Here is a 17,325-nt window from a genome sequence, read left to right on the forward strand (position 1 = left end):
TTAAACCTGTGGGCACCCCCATTTAAACCTGTGGGCACCCCCATTTTTTTATTGAAAACATCTGCATACGCTTTCCATTGAACGCGCCGGGAATGGCTAAGGCGCGCCAAAACATTACGGAGAACGCTATGCAGGGTAACAAACCACTAAAGCTTACTGTTCGGGTAAAAGAAATCGCGGCCGCTACCGGTCTGGGGCGGTCGACCATTCGGCAATATGTAGCAGAGGGGAAATTTCCTAAGCCTTTCAAAGTTGGAGCTGCCACGCTCTGGCTATGGTCTGATGTCGTCAGGTGGATTGATGAGCAGGCCGGGAAATCGAAGAATGCGGAGGCCTGAAAATGCAGCGCAGCCGCAGAAAATCGATTTCCATACTAGACATCTTCAGGACTGAACCAGAACACCATCCAGTTGCCACCAGAAGGCCCCGTAAGCCTTCCGGCGGGGACAAACAGCCGGAACCCTCAGACAGTCCACAGAAGGGCGAGAAAGGCCGCAGAACGAAAAGCGGGGCCGGTATTTGCCACGGGGCGCCGCGCAGTGCTAAAGTTTCCGCATCCGTATTAACAAGCGGATACGGCTTTGACAGGCCGAAAAGCTATAGGCGAGCAATCGCCGCACTTCTTCAAGCGCGGTTTTTTGTTGCTCAATCTCATGGCATTAGTGCGCCCGCAGTTTCTATGGGCGCGCCGTGCGGGACGCCTTCGGGCGTGCCGGTCCCTATAGCCCGGTCTGTCAACCCGCACGGTGCCGCCCGCCTTTTGACAGGGGCGCGCGGTTCCATTCCTTACTTAGCTATAGGAGCAAGCCATGATTAACGCTCGCAATGGCGGCCGCAGCATATCCGGCCGCAGCCTGTTTTCACCTTCTTCCCTCTCATCCATCCGGCGCCTTATCGGTGCAGCAGTGAACGCTGCCGCATTCCTGATGGCCATTGTCTTCGTTGTTCTTTTCTTCATGGAGAGGGCTTAATCATGGCTGAGAACAAATACCCCGAAACCCTTGAAGGATTTAAGGCGGCCTACAGGAACATGCTTCCCCCGGAGCAGCAGAAAATCGACCCACTGGAGCGGGCCTTCAATCTGTATCTGGCTTACTCGTGGTCGCTCTGTTTGGATAGTGACGAAAGGAGAAACCTTTTTACAGGCGGGGCGAACGCCGCTCTGGGGCTTGAAACCTATGAGGCCCTTGATCGGATATCCGGAATCATGGGTGCGGTCAATGCGTTTTCGTCTGATCTGCTCAAGGCTGTTCGAATTATTGGAACGCTTGAGAAAACAGCCCCGGGCGCAATACCGGAAATAATTCCGAAAACCCTCTGCTACAGGCTGCTTGTTCTGTCCCAGAACCTCATGGATTACGGGATTGTGCTCGCAACGCTGTTGGATGCGATAAGAGGACCCTCGGACTGGAGGGAGCGGCCAGATGAATAGTAGATATCTAACCTTCCCTTCCCGGTTCGAACTGTTCGCGGCTATAGGCATTGAAGACCGGGGCGACATCAAGACCGGCGGCCAGATCATCCGCACCAATCGGATTGATCGCGAGCGCCGGGACGATTCTGGCTACTACATGGTTTTCCCAACGGGCTGCATTCTGGCCGGCTGTTGGAGTACGGGGCTGTCCGGTCTGTACCTTCCCAAGGGCGGGCGCCGTCTAAGTAAAGAAGAGCTTCGCCATATGAAAGCGAAGATTGAGGCTGAGCGCGAAGCGGCGAGGATCAAACAGGCAAAGGAACATGATGCCGCGGCCGGACTGGCTAAGGCGGTCTGGAGCTTTTCCCTGCCGGTCAATCCCTCTTTCTGCTGCTTCGCCTATTTCCAGAAAAAGGGACTTTCCCCGGTTAGGGAATGCCGCACATTGGGCTGCATCAAAATCAAGAAACTAGCCCAACTTATCGGCTACTGGCCCCGTGGCAAGGGCGCCCGGCTGTTAGCCGGAGAGTGGTGCCTTGTCGTTCCAATCATCAAGCAGGGACGGATGTGCAGCCTTGAATTGATTGACGGAGACGGCTGCAAGTCCTTCCTCCGGGGCGGTGATCTGCGCGGCGGCTCATGGTGCACTCAGGGCGGTTTTGAGACTGCGCCTGTGATCGGAATATGCGAGGGAGTAGCCACTGCGCTCAGCATTGCCAGATTGAAAAAGTTCGCGGGTATTCCGGTGTTCGCTGCTATGTCCTGCGGAAACCTGAGGCGCTGCGCCGAGGAGGTTCAAGCCGATTATCCGGAGGCGACAGTGATCATCTTTGGGGACGTAGGCAACGGCTCAGAGTGCGCACGGGAGGCAGCGGCCTGCGTTAAGTCCGGCCTTGTCTGCTTCCCAAAATTCTCTGATTTGGACAAAGACATTTTCAGGGAATCGGTAGGCGGGGCGCCCTCGGACTTTAACGATTACTACCAAATACAACAAATCAAGGGAGCATACGCAACATGACGCTGAGCGAGAAAACAATAGAAAAAATCAGGAATGAAGGCGGCCGCGAATCCTCGCTAGACGAAGAGCAAGAATTGCCGATCATCAGCAATAACGGGCATGAATTTGTTCCAAAGGATGGAGCCTACTGGGTGCACGATAACAAGGACGCGCACGGCGACAGGGACTTTAAGCTGTGCTCAATCCTGAAGGTGGTCGGTCAGTTTAAGAGTGATGACAAAAAAAGCCGCGGCGTAATCGTAGATGTCTACGGTGATGATGACGAACCGCAGCGCGTTACTCTGGGGATGGATGTTGTAACGCGCCCCGACAGACTGGCCCAGACCCTCGCCAATGCGGGGCTGCAGATTTTCGCAGCGTCTAGGCAGAACTGCAAAGGGCTTATATCTGAACTCATCCTAGTCTACCCGCGCGCAGGAGTTGAAATGCTGCGCAGCGCAACGGTTAACGGTTGGGTTGAACCGGGGTTTTGCTACGTTCGCCCGGGCGGGGAGGTGTTGGGGTGCCTGTCCAACGGAACGAGGGTTATCAGCCTCAAAACAAAAAGCCCGGACCAGAGTAAGGGAACGCTTCCAGAGTGGCAGAAGGAAATCGCTGAAGGCTGCCTCAAATCGTCCCGAATGATCGCCGCTCTGGGCGTAAGCCTTGCCGGCGCCGTTCTAGGACTGGTTGACGTATCTTCCCGCGGCCTGCACTTCTATGGCCCTTCAACAACGGGGAAAACTATCGCGGCCCTCGCCGCCGTTTCGGTCTGGGGCAGCTCCAAGAATCTGTCTAAGCCCGGTAACGGGCATTTTGCCTCATGGAACAGCACGGTAGCGAGCGTTGAATTTCACTTTACTAGGAATAACTCAAGCCTGTCGGCACTGGATGAGCTGCACCTAGCCCAGAGGGTTGTACGCGGTATGGGTGATGTTTCTCTGCTGTTTGGCAATGAAACTCCCACAGGAAGAGGAAACGCCGATATGACAGGCAGGGATCAGGCCGGGTGGAGAGAAACGCTGATAAGCACGGGAGAAATTTCAATATCGGAAACTCTGGCCAAATTTGGGATAGAGCAATCAGTTGGCGCCGAGCGGCGCATTCCCGGGGTCTATGCCATCCCGCCCGGGGGAAGAGACATATTTGAACCCGGCTATTTTCCCTCATTTGCTGAATCGCAGATTTTCGTTGACCGGATTAGGAGGGTAACGGAATCGGAACAATTCGGAACAGCGGGACCCGCCTACGTCAATGCCATCATTGCCTTTTGCCGCGCCAACGGAATAGGCGCGCTGCGGAAAAAGATTCAGGACTACAGGGAGCAGGCTCGGAGGGACTGGCTGCCAACGATCAACGGAAATCTCATCGCGGGGCAGCAGGTCAACGAAGTACTCATTAGCTTTGAGGTGTTCTTTGCTGCGCTTAAACTGGGTAGAGAGTTCGGGGTGCTGCCAGAATCCTATACGGATGAATCAATAGGCGGCGCCATACAGTCCTGCGCCCATAGTGCCATGCAAGAGTTCCGCGGATCAGATTGGAAAATGCGCAGCTACGCTCAAAAGATTCTTGATGCACTGATTCAGAAGAGGGGGCATTTCATAGTGAGCGTTGAATCTACGAAAACCGTGAACGTCCCGGATGAACGGTTAGACGTGTACGGCTGCCTTTGCCGGTTTGGCATAGCCCCGGAGGAACCTGAAATAGCGTTTATCCTGACTGACGCTTTTAAAAATTCGATCATCCCGCGGTGCTCTGTCGCGTCAATCATGCGGCTGTTCCCCGCAGCCTGTTTTGCAGGCAATGACACCCCCAAAGGAAAGGACGGAGACGGTGAAAAGCGCAAATGGATCTACCACAGCCCCAAGCCATTACCGGGACTGGAACCCAACCAAAGATACATAGCGCTGAAGATCAAGGAGCTTCAAAAACTGGTCGGATGATGAGGGAAAAAGGCCAAAAAACGACAAAAAAGCGGGAATTCCCGCCTTTTCCCGCCCTTCGAAAAGGCCGAAGCGGGAAAAAAATTTAAATTTGTAATCAAATAAATAGATACAACTTTTTGCTTGTTCCCGCTTTTCCCGCATTTTTTGCATAGGGGTAGGCATATATAGCGGACGAAGAGCAAAAAAATACCCATCCGGGTTAAAGGATGGGTTCAAGTAGATTGAGCGAGAAATCAATCTACTTTTTATTTTATGCCGGAGTTTCCCGGCGTCAAATCAGGTCCAGTGAACTGTTTGATGTAGTCCATCATGTAGTCCACGCAGTTGTACCTGCCTCACAAGGCCTGAATTCATTGAATTCATGGCGTCCCGGTAAGGCGCCCGCCCCCGGAAAGGAGCGGAAGGCGGGGAGCGCCGCAGTCCCGGGCGCGCCCCGCCTTTCTTTCTTTATCTGCTCAAAAAATGGGCTAGAACGCCACCCTCGAAATCAGCCACCCGATGATCGTCCCGCAGAAGCAGAACACGAGCCCCGGGCGGAGATAGAAGTGGTTGATCACCCAGCTGCCCAGATGCGTGGTTCCCGTCCGATCGAAGGCCGTGCAGCCGATCTGCGCCGCACCGGGGATGAGGAAGTCCCCGTAGCAGCAGGCCCAGGTTCCGATGAGAAACTGCGGGGAGAGCCCCACCTTCAGCCCGAGCGGAATCATGATCATCGTGGTCACCGTGGGCGAGAACACAACGCTCGAGACCAGGAAGGCCGCGATGCAGAAAAGGAAGGGCATCCGCGTGGCGATGCTTTCAAAGGCCTGCTGAAGCAGCCCCGCATACTCGTCCAGAAAGGTTCCGGTGAGCCAGGCGATGCCGAAGACCCCGACCACTCCGACCAGCCCGGAGCGGAAGACGGAGCCGGTAGTGAATTTGTGCGGCGGCACGCGGCAGAAAAAGATGATCAGGCTCGCCGTGGCGAGCATCACCATCTGGATGAGGGACGGATCGGGTTGCCCGAAACCGAGGATATCCGCAGCGGACTCCTTCCTCTTCTCGCTTCGCAGCCGGCAAACTGCGTCTTATTTAAAGACAGGGCCTGAGCGGCTGCCAAAGCAGAAAGAGCTTTTTACATGCAGGACGCTTCGGCTTTAAAACCGAAGCGTTCTGCGGATTTTTTATAAAAATCAATCCAAGGCGCACATTAAGGACCCTGTTTTAGCTCAGCGGGCCTCGCCTTTACTTCTTTCTGAACTCAAGCGGAGTCCAGGTCATCGGGTTCACCCAGGGGTCCTTCCCGCACACGCTCTTGATCGAGTTGGCAAGCACCCCTCGGAACCACTGCTGGGCCGGGTCCCGGCTAAAGCGGCTGTGCCAGACGATCTTGATGCTGGGCGGAGTTGTAAACGGCTTGAAGTCTTCGGGAAACGGGATCGTTTCCAGATTGAAGTACATTTTGAACATCTGCTCGGATGTCAGCGTGCAGGCCACCATCCAGGCATCGGTTTTCAGTAGGAACACCGGGGCCGCAAGCGCATCGGGAACCACCACGAAGTTATCCGGACTCGTACTGTCTTGAAGGAACTGCCGGCCGCGCAGCCTCGAGGCCATCACGATGCACTCGGGGTACTGCGCGAGATCGGCCGCCCGCACCTGCCTGAGCGAGAGCAGCGGATGCCCGGGGCGCAGCGTGATCGAATAGCTGCAGTGCGAAGCAACGAGCTGCTCGAAGCCGCTGCGGATGTTGCCCGAGGGCGAGATCGCCACGTCGGCGCGCCCGTCGGAGAGCATCTCCTGCCAGTCGCTGCCCGGGGCGAGAAACACGACCCGGCAGCCCGGCGCCGTGACCGAAAGCTCATCGACCAGTACCGGACCGAAGCGCGACAGCGGTTGGTCGAACACGATCACGGTGAAGGTTTTTTTCAGCTGCCGCGGGTCGAAGACCTGGGGCTTGAGCAGCCGCTCGAGGGCTGCGAGGCCGTCCTGGACATAGGGCCAGAGCTCCTCGGCCGCCTTCGTGGGCTCCATCACGCTGCCCACGCGCACAAAGAGCTCGTCGCCCAGCGTCTCGCGCAGCGACTTGAGGATGCGCGAGGCCTTGGGCACATGCACCCCGAGCAGCGCCGCGGCCTCGGTGAGCGACCGCTTCACCCAGAGCGCCCGGAAAAGCTCGAGCTGCTGCCTTGAAATGTCTTTTCCCTCCTGCCGCATGCACATGCCCTCCGCTTTTCCCTTTTAAGCCCTTCCCGCGGGGCCCTCAGCGCCCGGGCCCCCGGCCCCTGGTAAGGGAAGGGTTCTCAGGCTCATCTTAAATCAGGGCGGAGTGTTGCGTTTAAAAACCGAAAACAGCCGTTTCATTTTGAGGAGGCGGCAAGGGGTAACCCAGACTGGTATACCACAGGCATCTCCATAAAATGGGCTACATCGAAGGGCTAGGCCGGCGCAAGCAGCCGCGGCGGCTCAGGCGCCGCCCTCCCCTTTTTCTGCTGGAGCGAAGACCATGGAAGAAAAATTCAGCCCGTCCCAGGCCTGCGCCGCCTTTGCGGCGGGGCTGCGCTACGAAGACATTCCCGACAAAGTGCTCGACCTCATCAAGCGCGACCTGCTCGACTGGGCGGGCTGCGCCATCAAGGGATCCCGGGACCGCTCCTCCCAGCCAATCAGAAGCGTGAAGACGCTGCTGGGCGGCGCCCCCCAGGCGGGCGTCTTCGGCGACCCAGCGCTCACCGACATGAGGACCGCGGCGACCGAGAACGGCTACTTCGGCCACATCTTCGAGATGGATGACGTGGACCGCGAGTCTATCTCGCACCCAGCTACCGTCGTGATGCCCCCGGCGCTTGCTGCCGCGCAATACCTCGGCCGCTCGGGCCGCGACATCCTCACCGCGATCGTGGCCGGGTTCGAGGTGATGCTGCGGATCGGGGCCGCGGTCACCCCGGCGCACTACAAGATCTTCCACACCACCTCTACCACGGGTGTCTTCGGCGCCGCGGCCTCCGCAGGTCGGATCCTCAAGCTCCCGCCCGAGCGCATGCTCTGGGCGCTGGGCAACGCGGGCACGCTCGCCTGCGGGCTGTGGCAGTTCAACCCCGACGGCGCGATGAGCAAGTTCATCCACGCGGGCGGCGCCGCAGGCAACGGGCTGTGGGTCGCGCTGCTCGCACAAAATGGCTTTTCCGGCGCCTCGCACATCCTCGAGGGCCCGCAGGGGTTCTTCGCGGGGTTCGCCCGCCAGGAGGTGAACATGGACCTCTTCCGCGACTTCGGGAAGCGCTGGAGGGCGGGCACCGTCTCCTTCAAGCCCTATCCGTGCTGCCGCCACACGCACTCGGCGATCGACGCGGCCCTGGAAATCAGAAGGCAGCTGCTCCAGCAGCCCGGCGACCGCATCGCCAGGCTCACGGCCCGCACCTATGGGACGGCCCTTTCAATAGCCGGAAAGACCTGTCCGAAGACGGGCCGGGACGCGAAGTTCTCGCTCTCCTACTGCATCGCCAGCGCGATCCTGCGGGGCACTCCCGCCGAGGCCTCCTTCAGCCAGCAGGCGACCCAGGATCCGGAGCTGCGTGCGTTGCTCGAGCGCATCACCGTGATCGACGACCCAAAGCTCGACGCCTGCGTGCCGCACAACTGGCCCTCCCGCATTGAGGCGGTCACCGAAAGCGGCCGCGAGCTCACGGCCCAGGTCCAGGCCCCGAAGGGCGACCCCGAAAACGAGATCAGCTGGGCAGAGTGCGAGACGAAGTTCCGCACTATGACGCTCGACATCCTCACCGACAAGCAGCAGGACGCCGTGATCGCCTACGCGAAGGGGTTCGACGGGGTCGCGGACTTCTCGCGCGAGAACCTCTTCAGGCTCGCAAACGGCTGAAAGCCTTCCTCCGGGAAACGCTCAAGGGGGAGCGCCGCGGGCGCCCCCGGGTCTTCTTCAGCGCTTCAGCCGTTAAGGCATAGGCGCCGCCGTCAGGTCTGACGGCGGCGCCTTTTCTTTCTCCTTCCTGCCCGCGCCCCGGCCGGGCCGCAGGCCGGTTTTCTTCTGATCCGTCAGGAGGCAGGCTCTTCGGCCTCTGCGGCCTTCGCGCTCCACTTCTCGACCACGCGGTCGGCGAACTGCGGGGCGAGCCCGAGATAGCTGTGGGGGTCGAGCATCGTGTCGATCTCCTCCTCGGTGAAGGCTGCCGTCACCTCCGGGGTCCTCATCAGCACATCCTTGAGCGGGATCTCCTTTTCGTAGGCCTCCATGCAGGCCTTGTAGACGATGCCGTGGGCGGTCATGCGGCCGAGCCTGCCCGCAAGGTGCATCATCACGCACTCGCTCATCATGAGGCCCTTCTGGGCGAAGAGGTTGCGCTCCATGTGCTTCGGGTAGACAATCAGGTTCTTCAGGATGTTCTTCGTCTTCGCGAGGGCCGCCCCCATGAGGTGGCAGGCGCGGGGAATGGCCTCCCACTCGGTGAGGAAGCACCCCCAGTCGCGCTCGTTCTCGCTCACCATCGACTCGGTGACGGCGGGGGCGATGCTACGGACGCTGCGCAGCAGCGCGAGCACGTTCTCGAGCACCGCAGGGTTGCGCTTGTGCGGCATCGTGGACGAGCCGATCTTGCCCATGAAGAAGGGCTCCTCGAGCTCGAGGATCTCGGTGCGCTGCAGCGACAGGATCTCGTGATTGATGCGGCCGAGCGTTCCGGCGCACAGCGCGAGGTTCGAAGTGAATTCGGCCTGCGAGTCCCGGGCCACGTGCCAGGCGATCGTGGGCACCCCGAGCCCGAGGATCCTGAACATGCGCTTCTGGGTCTCCAGACCGTGCTCAGGCTGAGAGGCAAGGGTGCCTACGGCGCCCGCCATCTCGCCCACGAAGACGCGGCCGGCCATGCCCTCGAGCCGCTCGATGTCGCGCCCGAGCTCGTCGGCCCAGACCGCGGCCTTGTAGCCGAAGGTAATCGGGATGGCGTGCACGACGTGCGTGCGGCCGGCCATCGGGGTCGAGCGGTACTTCCGGGCGAGATCGAGGCAGTAGCGCAAGCAAAGCTTCATGTCGCGCAGGATCACTCGGCAGGCGTCGCGCTCGAGCAGCACCAGGCCGGTGTCGACGATGTCCTGGCTCGTCGCCCCCCAGTGCACAAACTCTCCAGCTCGGTCCGGCAGCACCGTCTTGAAGGCCTTGAGCAGCGGCACGATCGTGATCGAGCTCCTGTAGAACTCGCCTATCGAGGGGATGTCGAGGAGTTCGGCTCGCGCATATTTCCTGATGACGTCGGCCTTCTCGCGCGGGATCACCCCGAGCTCGGCCTGCGCCTCGGCAAGCGCCGCCTCCGTATCGAGCCACTTCTGGACCCAGGACTTATCGGAGAAAATCTCGCGCATCTCATCGGTGCTGAACATGCAGCCGTGGATCTGGCTGTCGACAACGGTTGACGGCATCTCTTGGTTCCTCGTAAAAAAAGGGGGAGAAGGCGGCGCTGCACCGCCTGGGCCCTGCCTGTGAATCCGGTCTTTTTTCCCGCCCGGGGGATGATCTTATTGTCCCGATCCACTCGCCTCGCTTCCCCTTTTGGCCAATATGTCCTGATTTAATGAGCGAAGCCGTAGAAAGATATCATTTAGCGCGTTGAATTAAATAAATTAATGGCGCAGACGCAAAACCCCTGAAACAAATGCATTCGGACATAAAAGCGGGCGGCTCGCGCCGCCATTGCCCGCCCTCTACGCCGGAGGGAGCCTGCCGGCTCTTTCCTGCGGCGGGGCAAAGAAAAAAACCGGATCCCGCCGCAGCGGAAATCCGGTTTTTGAAAATCTGGTGGGCACTAAGAGGTTCGAACTCCTGACCTACGCCGTGTAAAGGCGCCGCTCTGCCAGCTGAGCTAAGTGCCCGCAAAAGGAGCAGTGAATAATAGCACAGCCGCCGCTCCTTCTCAGCAAACACCCGAGGTTACTTGACGGCGTCCTTCAGGGCCTTGCCCGGACGGAACTTCGGCAGGGTCGTTGCCTTGATCGTGATCTCCTTGCCGGTGGCGGGGTTGCGGCCCTTGCGGGCGGCGCGCTTGGAAACCGTGAAGGTGCCGAAGCCGACGATGGTGACGTCTTCCTTCTTCTTAAGGGAGCCGGTAACGCCGTCAACGATGGCATCAAGAGCAAGGCCGGCCTTGGCCTTGGAGATGTCGGCCTTTTCGGCGATGAGTTCGATGAGTTCAGACTTGTTCATGCTGTATTTCCTTTGAGAAAGCGCCTGTTCCAGCGCGGACTCGACTGCTCCCCGTCACATCGGGGATGACAGCTGAATTTTATCCATCGCGGCATAAAAATCCAATAAGCCAGGACGCAAAAGCCCTGCCGCAGCGGCAAAAAAACGAAAACCGGACTTTTCCAGTTCCCGCGGGACTCTGAAAGGGAGAGCGCGGACCTCGCATTCCTCCCCCTTTGCCCTCTCTCCTGTCCGGTCTTTTTCAGTGCGCGGCCAAGCCGCTCGAAGCCTTGCTCGGCTCGCACTGGACGGGCGGCATCGCCGCCTCGGCGGGCTGCGGCTCGGGCAGGGGCTTGGGCATCGTGACCAGCGCCTGCTCGAGCACCTGCTCGATCCAGCGCACCGGTACGATCTCGAGTCCTTCCTTGACGTTCTGCGGGATCTCGGCCAGATCCTTCACGTTGTCCTCCGGGATCAGCACCTTCTTGATGCCGCCGCGGAGCGCTGCGAGGAGCTTTTCCTTCAACCCGCCGATTTCCAGAATCTCACCGCGGAGCGTGATCTCTCCGGTCATCGCGACGTCGGGTCGCACAGGAATTCCGGTGAGCGCCGAGACGATCGCCGTGGTGATCGCGCCGCCCGCCGACGGGCCGTCCTTCGGGGTCGCCCCCTCGGGGAAGTGAAGGTGCAGGTCGGTCTTCGCGAAGACCTCGTCCTTGATGCCGAGGCTCTTCGCGCGCTCGCGGACCACGGAGCGGGCCGCTTCGACCGACTCCTTCATCACTTCGCCCAGGCTGCCCGTGCGCTGCACGACGCCCTTGCCGGGGAAGGCCGCGGCCTCGATCGAGAGCAGGTCGCCGCCCACCTCCGTCCAGGCGAGCCCGTTCACCTGGCCCACGCGCGGCTGCTTCCAGGCAATGCCGTAGGTGAAGCGGCGCACCCCGAGGTAATCCCCGACGTTGTCCTCCGTCACCGTGACGCACTTCGCCTTGCCCGTGCGGGTCTTCGTCTTCGGGTCTCCCATCATGATTGCCATCACCGCCTTGCGGCAGATCTTGGAGATCTCACGCTCGAGCCCGCGCACGCCCGCCTCGCGGGTGTAGTAGCGGATGATCGCGACGATCGCCGAGCGGTCGAACTTGAGCTCCTTCGCCTTGAGTCCGTTCATCCGCATCTGCTTGGGAATCAGGTGCTCCTCGGCGATGTGGATCTTCTCCTCCTCGGTGTAGCCCGACAGGCTGATCACTTCCATGCGGTCGAGCAGCGCGGGCGGGATGTTGTAGGAGTTCGAGGTCGCCACGAACAGAACGTTCGAGAGGTCGAACTCCACCTCCGCGTAGTGGTCGGAGAACTTACTGTTCTGCTCGGGGTCGAGCACCTCGAGCAGGGCGCTGGCCGGGTCGCCCCGGTAGTCCATGCCCATCTTGTCGACTTCGTCGAGCAGGAAGAGCGGATTGTTCACGCCCACCTTGATGAGGTTCTGCAGGATCTTGCCCGGCATCGAGCCCACGTAAGTGCGCCTGTGGCCGCGGATCTCGGCCTCGTCGTGCACGCCGCCCAGGGCGAGCCGCGTGAACTTGCGGCCCGTGGCCCGCGCGATCGACTCCCCGAGCGAGGTCTTGCCCACGCCCGGAGCCCCCACGAGGCAGAGGATCGGGGACTTCACCTTCTTCACCCGCGCCTGCACAGCGAGGTACTCGAGGATGCGCTCCTTCACCTTCTCAAGCCCGTAGTGGTCCTCGTCGAGAATCTTCTTCGCACGCACGATGTCGGTCTGCACCTTCGTGTGCCGGCTCCAGGGCAGACTGATCAGCGTGTCGAGATAGGCGCGCACGACGGTCGCCTCGGCCGACATCGGGCTCATCTGGCGCAGCTTCTTCAACTCCGAGAAAGCCTTCTCTTCGCCCTCCTTGCTCATGCGGGCCGCGCGGATCTTCTTCTCGTACTCGGCGAGGTCGCCCTCGGATTCGTCCTCTTCGCCGAGCTCCTTCTGGATCGCCTTGATCTGCTCGTTGAGGTAGTAGTCGCGCTGGTTCTTCTCCATTTGCTGCTTGACACGGCCGTGGATGCGCTTCTCGATCTGCTGAATCTCGGTCTCGCCGCCCAGCAGCTCAAGCAGCTGCGTGAGCGTGCCCGTGAGCTGGTCGCTCTCGAGGAGCCGCTGCTTCTTCTCCACCGAGATCGGCAGCTGCTGCGCGACCACGTCGGCGAGCCGCATCGCGTCCTCAGTCTGCGAGACGCTGCGCACGAGATCCTCAGGAATCTTCGGGTTGAGGCCCGCGTAGGTCGTGAATGCGTCGATCACCGCCCGGCGCAGCGCCTCGGTCTCCGAGGGGTCGCTGTCGTCCATCGGGCGCGGCGAGGCCGCAGCCGTGAGGTAGCCGTCGAGCTCGAGTACGCGGCTCACGTCGACGCGCTCTTTGCCCTCGACCAGGATCTTCACCGTCTGGTCGGGCAGCCGCAGCATCTGCAGCACCTGCCCCACGCAACCCACGGTGAAGAGGTCCTGCGCGGCAGGGTCGTCGATCTGGCCGTTGCGCTGCGCGACAAGGAGGATGCGCTTGTCGCGGTTCATGGCCGTTTCGACCGCTTTGATCGATTTGGCCCTTCCCATGAAGAGAGTGATCACCATGCGCGGAAACACGACAATGTCGCGTAGCGGCAGAAGCGGCAGCACGTTAGGCATGCTGGTTTGCGTCCTAGTTGTCATTCAAAAATTCTTTCCAAAACAATGGTCTTTGCCGGATTTCGGGCAGTTTTCCACCTTTTCCGGCAGCAGGCCCGATACAGCCCATATGGGGGCGGAGGGCTTGTTTTTCAAGGCCCCCGGGCCTCCTTTTCCCCATTCTAGCGGCGAAGGAAACAGGACCTGAGGCCCCCATGCGGGAAAGGGAAAGCGCGGGGCCGCCGCCCCGCGGCCCTTATTTCTTCAGGATGAGTTGCGGGCCGGCGCTTCTGCCTTCGACCGCGTCCTCGTCCACGATGACGCGCTCGACGTCGCTGCGCGACGGGATCTCGAACATCGTCTCGAGCAGTAGCCCCTCGACGATCGAGCGTAGCCCCCGCGCGCCGGTCTTTCTCTTGATCGCCCGCTGCGCGATGGCGCGGAGGGCCCCGGGGGTGAACTCGAGCTTCACCCCCTCGTTCGCAAAGAGCGCCTGGTACTGCTTCACGAGCGCGTTCCGGGGCTCGGTGAGGATCGCGACCAGCGCCTTCTCGTCGAGCTCAGAGAGCACCGCGATCACGGGCAGCCGCCCCACAAGCTCGGGGATGAGCCCGTAGCGCACGAGGTCCTGCGCCTCAAGCCGCCCGAGCAGATCGTTCAGGGGCTCGTCGCGGCGGCTCTTCACCTCGGCCCCGAAGCCAATCCCGCTTTTTTCCGTGCGGCCGCGCACGATCTTCTCCAGTCCGTCGAAGGCGCCCCCGCAGATGAAGAGGATGTTGGTCGTGTCGACCGGGATCATCTGCTTGCCGGGGTTCTTGCGCCCGCCCTGGGCCGGCACGTTCGCCACCGTGCCCTCGATCAGCTTGAGAAGGGCCTGCTGGACGCCCTCGCCCGAGACGTCGCGTGTGATCGAGGGGTTCTCGCTTTTGCGGGCGATCTTGTCGATTTCGTCGAGGTAGACGATGCCGTGCTGGGCGCGCTCGACGTCGCCGTCGGCTGCCTGCAGCAGCTTCGAGATGATGTTCTCGACGTCCTCGCCCACGTAGCCCGCCTCGGTGAGCGTCGTGGCGTCGGCGATCGCAAACGGCACGTCAAGCCGCCGGGCGAGCGTCTGGGCGAGCAGTGTCTTACCCGAGCCCGTGGGCCCCACAAGCAGGATGTTGCTCTTCTGCAGCTCCACGTCCCGGTTTTCGTCCTTCAGGCTCCTCAGGCGCTGGTAGTGGTTGCGCACCGCGACGGCGAGCGTCTTCTTCGCCCGCTCCTGCCCGATCACGTACGCGTTGAGGTGCTCGTAGATTTCCTTCGGGGTCGGAAGCGGCTTTTCAGCGGGCTCGGCCGCGGCCTGCTCCTGAGGCTTCTCCTGCCCGCCCGCGGCGGAGCCCTTCTCCTCGGACTCGAGCAGCGAGGCGAGCTCGCGCGTGCAGTCATCGCAGATGAAGACCCCGTTCGCGCCGAACAGGTGCTTCACCTCTTTTTCCCCGCGCCCGCAGAACACGCACCTGCGTTCGCCGCCGTTGTTGTCATTGCCGCTCATCGCGTTTTACTCCCGGAGCCTGCCGCTCTGAATGTCTGAAAATTTGCCCCCGGCGCCAGCCGGGGCGTGAAAAGCCCGGGGGCTGCGCGCCTCCCGGGCTTTCTGGGAATGCTTCCCCCGTCGGAAAAAAGAAAGGGAAGGCCGCTTCAGCGGACTTCGCCGCGCCGCACGAAGATGTGGTCGATCAGGCCGTAGGCCTTCGCCTCTTCGGGGTTCATGAAATTGTCGCGGTCGGTGTCCCTCTGGATCGCCTCGAGGGGCTGCCCGGTGCGCTCCGCAAGGATCTGGTTGAGCTCGCGCTTGAGGTACAGGATTTCGTTGGCCTGGATCTCAATGTCGCTGGCCATGCCCTGGGAGCCGCCCGAAGGCTGGTGGATCATGATCCGCGAGTGCGGCAGCGCGTAGCGCTTGCCCTTCGCTCCGGCCGCGAGCAGGAAGGCTCCCATGCTCGCCGCCATGCCGAAGCAGATCGTGTTCACATCGGGCTTGATGAACTGCATGGTGTCGTAGATCCCGAGGCCGGCGTAGACGCTGCCCCCGGGGCTGTCGATGTACAGCGAGATGTCCTTGTCGGGATTCTCGCTTTCCAGAAAGAGCAGCTGCGCCACCACCAGGTTCGCCGATTCCTCGGTCACGGGACCGTTGAGGAACACCACGCGGTCACGCAGCAGCCTGGAGTAGATGTCAAACGAGCGTTCGCCCCGGCCGCTCTGCTCAATGACCATCGGGACGAGGTTCATGCCCATCGGATTGCTTCTCTTCATGCTGCCGCCTTTTCCTCTTTATGCCTTCCTGATTTCCTGGCCTCGCGTCCGCCTCAGGCGGCGCGGCCCATCAGGGTGTTGAAGTCGATCGCCTCGTCGGCGGTCTTCGACTTGCCGAGGACGAAATCGACCAGGTTGTTCTCGATCACCGCGGCGGAGAGTTCCGCGTAGCGGTTCTCGTCCTTCAGGTACCAGGCCGTCACTTCCTCGGGCTTCTCATAGGCGGAAGCCATCTCGGCGGCAAAAGCCTTCACCTGCTCGGGCGTGCTCTGGATCTTGTTGTCGGCGATCAGCTTGGAGACGATCAGTCCGAGGCGCACGCGGCGCTGGGCCTGGGAGGTGAAGTTCTTCGGGTCGAACGGGATCTTCGAGACATCAAGTCCGCGGGAGGCGAGGTTCTGGCGGTATTCATTGGTGATGCGCTTCGCCTCGTCCTCAACCATCACCTGCGGGAGGTCGAACTTCGCGAGGTCAAGCAGCGCGGAGAAAACGCCTTCCTTGGTGCGGGCGTTGAGACGGCTCTTCACCTCGCGCTTCAGGTTCTCCTCGACTTCCTTCTTGAGCTTGTCGACGCCTTCCTTGATGCCGAACTCGCTGGCGAACTTGTCGTCAAGCGCGGGCAGCACGGGCTCGGCGACCTTCTTCACCGTCACGGTGAACTCGGCTTCCTTACCGGCGAGCTCCTTCGCGTAGCCCTCGGGGAAGGTGAGTTTGAAGGTCTTCGTCTCCCCCTTGGACATGCCGGTGGCGGCCTGGTCGAACTCAGGCAGCATCTGACCGGAGCCGAGCAGGAAGGAGAAGTCCTTGGCGGAGCCGCCCTCGAAGACCTTGCCGTCGATCTTGCCCTCGAAGTCGACCGTGATCTCGTCGTCCTTCTTGGAGGCGCGGTCCACTTCCTTGTAGGTGGCGCGCTGCTTACGCATCACGTCGAGCGTGCTCGTCACTTCCTTGTCGGTCACCTCGCAGGTGTAGCGCTTAAGAGAGACCGCGGAGAAGTCCGGAGCCTCGATTTCAGGCAGCACTTCGAAGCGGGCGGTGAACTTCAGGTCGCTCTTGCCGTCGGTGGGCATGTCCTTGGAAGGCTCGACCACGGGGGCGCCGGCCAGCCTGTAGGAGCCGTCGGCGACCGCCTTGTCGACTGCCTGACCCACGAGCTGGTTGAGCGCGTCGCCGTAGGCTTCCTGGCCGTACATGCTGCGCACGATGTTCATCGGGACGTGGCCGCGGCGGAAGCCGTCGATGCGGGCGCGCTTCGCGTAGTCCTTGAGGCGCTTTTCAGTCTCGGCGCTGAGGGCCTGCTGCGAGACGGAGACCTCGACGGTGCGCTCGAGCGGGTTCACCGGGGCGGTGACCGAGCTCTGCTCGGCCTTCGGGGCCTCGGCCGCTTCAGTCTTTTCGGCCGGCGCGGCCGCAGCGGGCTCTTCAGCCTTCTGGGCCGCCTTTTCGGCCTTTTCCACAGCCTTCTCCGCCTTCTTGGCGGCCTTTTTCTCTTCGTCCTTGACTTTTTCAGCCTTCTTAGCCATGTTGCACTTTCCTTCCAATGGGTTCAAAGAGGTGACCCCGGTGAACCCTGATTTAATGTGACCTTCGTCCATTCGGGCGCGGAGAGCGCGCCCCGGAGGCGGAGGGATGTCCTGCCCGGCTTCAGGGGGCGCTTTCCTCGAAAGCCGCTCCCGACCGAACGGAAATGATGAATTATATTTCAAAAGAAGAAGATCCGCCCGGGCCGGCCCGCGTTCGCGAAAGACCCGCCCGCGCGGGGCTGCAGGCCTTCCTGAAACATGCGTCGCAGCCCCCTCTTTCGGCTAAACTTGTCCGCGGTGTTTACCTTCCACG

14 protein-coding genes and 1 tRNA gene are annotated in these 17,325 nt (G+C 61.1%); 6 read left to right on the plus strand and 9 right to left on the minus strand.

Annotated features, from left to right (window positions below; translation table 11 throughout):
* The first annotated feature begins 128 nt into the window (after positions 1–128).
* From MAF45_RS05045 to MAF45_RS05065, 5 genes are all read left to right on the plus strand, one after another.
* Complete coding sequence (locus MAF45_RS05045) at positions 129–338, plus strand: helix-turn-helix transcriptional regulator (protein ID WP_237978468.1); 210 nt, start codon at positions 129–131, stop codon at positions 336–338.
* 471 nt (positions 339–809) lie between these two features.
* The gene (locus MAF45_RS05050) at positions 810–971 is read left to right on the plus strand and encodes a hypothetical protein (protein ID WP_237978469.1); all 162 of its coding nucleotides are present in this window, start codon (positions 810–812) and stop codon (positions 969–971) included.
* A gap of 2 nt (positions 972–973) precedes the next feature.
* Positions 974–1,432, plus strand: coding sequence for a hypothetical protein (locus tag MAF45_RS05055; RefSeq protein WP_237978470.1), 459 nt, complete (start codon positions 974–976; stop codon positions 1,430–1,432).
* The gene (locus tag MAF45_RS05060) at positions 1,425–2,432 is read left to right on the plus strand and encodes a toprim domain-containing protein (protein ID WP_237978471.1); all 1,008 of its coding nucleotides are present in this window, start codon (positions 1,425–1,427) and stop codon (positions 2,430–2,432) included. Before MAF45_RS05055 ends, MAF45_RS05060 begins: the two co-directional genes overlap by 8 nt.
* Positions 2,429–4,354, plus strand: coding sequence for a DUF927 domain-containing protein (locus MAF45_RS05065; RefSeq protein ID WP_237978472.1), 1,926 nt, complete (start codon positions 2,429–2,431; stop codon positions 4,352–4,354). The genes MAF45_RS05060 and MAF45_RS05065 overlap by 4 nt, the downstream gene beginning before the upstream one ends.
* 470 nt (positions 4,355–4,824) lie before the next feature.
* Here the strand turns inward: MAF45_RS05065 and MAF45_RS05070 are convergent, their stop codons facing one another.
* Both MAF45_RS05070 and MAF45_RS05075 read right to left on the minus strand, forming a co-directional pair.
* On the minus strand, positions 4,825–5,334 hold the full coding sequence (locus tag MAF45_RS05070; protein WP_237978473.1) for an anaerobic C4-dicarboxylate transporter family protein: 510 nt from the start codon (positions 5,332–5,334) through the stop codon (positions 4,825–4,827).
* Positions 5,335–5,581: 247 nt separating this feature from the next.
* Positions 5,582–6,553: a LysR family transcriptional regulator gene (locus MAF45_RS05075; protein ID WP_237978474.1), complete on the minus strand. Its 972-nt coding sequence runs from the start codon at positions 6,551–6,553 to the stop codon at positions 5,582–5,584.
* Positions 6,554–6,842: 289 nt separating this feature from the next.
* Between MAF45_RS05075 and MAF45_RS05080 the strand changes: the two genes are divergently transcribed.
* Positions 6,843–8,216, plus strand: coding sequence for an MmgE/PrpD family protein (locus MAF45_RS05080; protein ID WP_237978475.1), 1,374 nt, complete (start codon positions 6,843–6,845; stop codon positions 8,214–8,216).
* A gap of 173 nt (positions 8,217–8,389) precedes the next feature.
* Here MAF45_RS05080 and purB read toward each other — a convergent pair whose 3' ends face one another.
* The 7 genes from purB to tig form a co-directional block, all read right to left on the minus strand.
* Positions 8,390–9,766, minus strand: a complete 1,377-nt coding sequence (gene purB, locus MAF45_RS05085; RefSeq protein ID WP_237978476.1) for an adenylosuccinate lyase — start codon at positions 9,764–9,766, stop codon at positions 8,390–8,392.
* A gap of 374 nt (positions 9,767–10,140) precedes the next feature.
* Positions 10,141–10,216: transfer RNA gene (locus tag MAF45_RS05090), tRNA-Val, on the minus strand.
* A 58-nt stretch (positions 10,217–10,274) separates the two neighbouring features.
* Positions 10,275–10,580 carry an HU family DNA-binding protein gene (locus tag MAF45_RS05095; RefSeq protein ID WP_283207011.1) on the minus strand — a complete coding sequence of 102 codons (306 nt, stop codon included), beginning with the start codon at positions 10,578–10,580 and terminating at the stop codon, positions 10,275–10,277.
* A 208-nt stretch (positions 10,581–10,788) separates the two neighbouring features.
* Positions 10,789–13,236 carry an endopeptidase La gene (gene lon, locus MAF45_RS05100; protein WP_237978478.1) on the minus strand — a complete coding sequence of 816 codons (2,448 nt, stop codon included), beginning with the start codon at positions 13,234–13,236 and terminating at the stop codon, positions 10,789–10,791.
* Between the two features lie 211 nt (positions 13,237–13,447).
* Positions 13,448–14,725: an ATP-dependent Clp protease ATP-binding subunit ClpX gene (clpX, locus tag MAF45_RS05105; RefSeq protein WP_237978479.1), complete on the minus strand. Its 1,278-nt coding sequence runs from the start codon at positions 14,723–14,725 to the stop codon at positions 13,448–13,450.
* A gap of 146 nt (positions 14,726–14,871) precedes the next feature.
* Complete coding sequence (gene clpP, locus MAF45_RS05110; RefSeq protein WP_281069893.1) at positions 14,872–15,489, minus strand: ATP-dependent Clp endopeptidase proteolytic subunit ClpP; 618 nt, start codon at positions 15,487–15,489, stop codon at positions 14,872–14,874.
* Positions 15,490–15,542: 53 nt separating this feature from the next.
* Entirely contained in the window at positions 15,543–17,012 is a 1,470-nt protein-coding gene (gene tig, locus MAF45_RS05115; RefSeq protein WP_237978480.1) for a trigger factor, read from the minus strand.
* Positions 17,013–17,325: the final 313 nt, after the last annotated feature.

It is taken from the genome of Mesosutterella porci (assembly GCF_022134585.1).
GTDB classification, from domain to species: Bacteria; Pseudomonadota; Gammaproteobacteria; order Burkholderiales; family Burkholderiaceae_F; genus Mesosutterella; species Mesosutterella porci.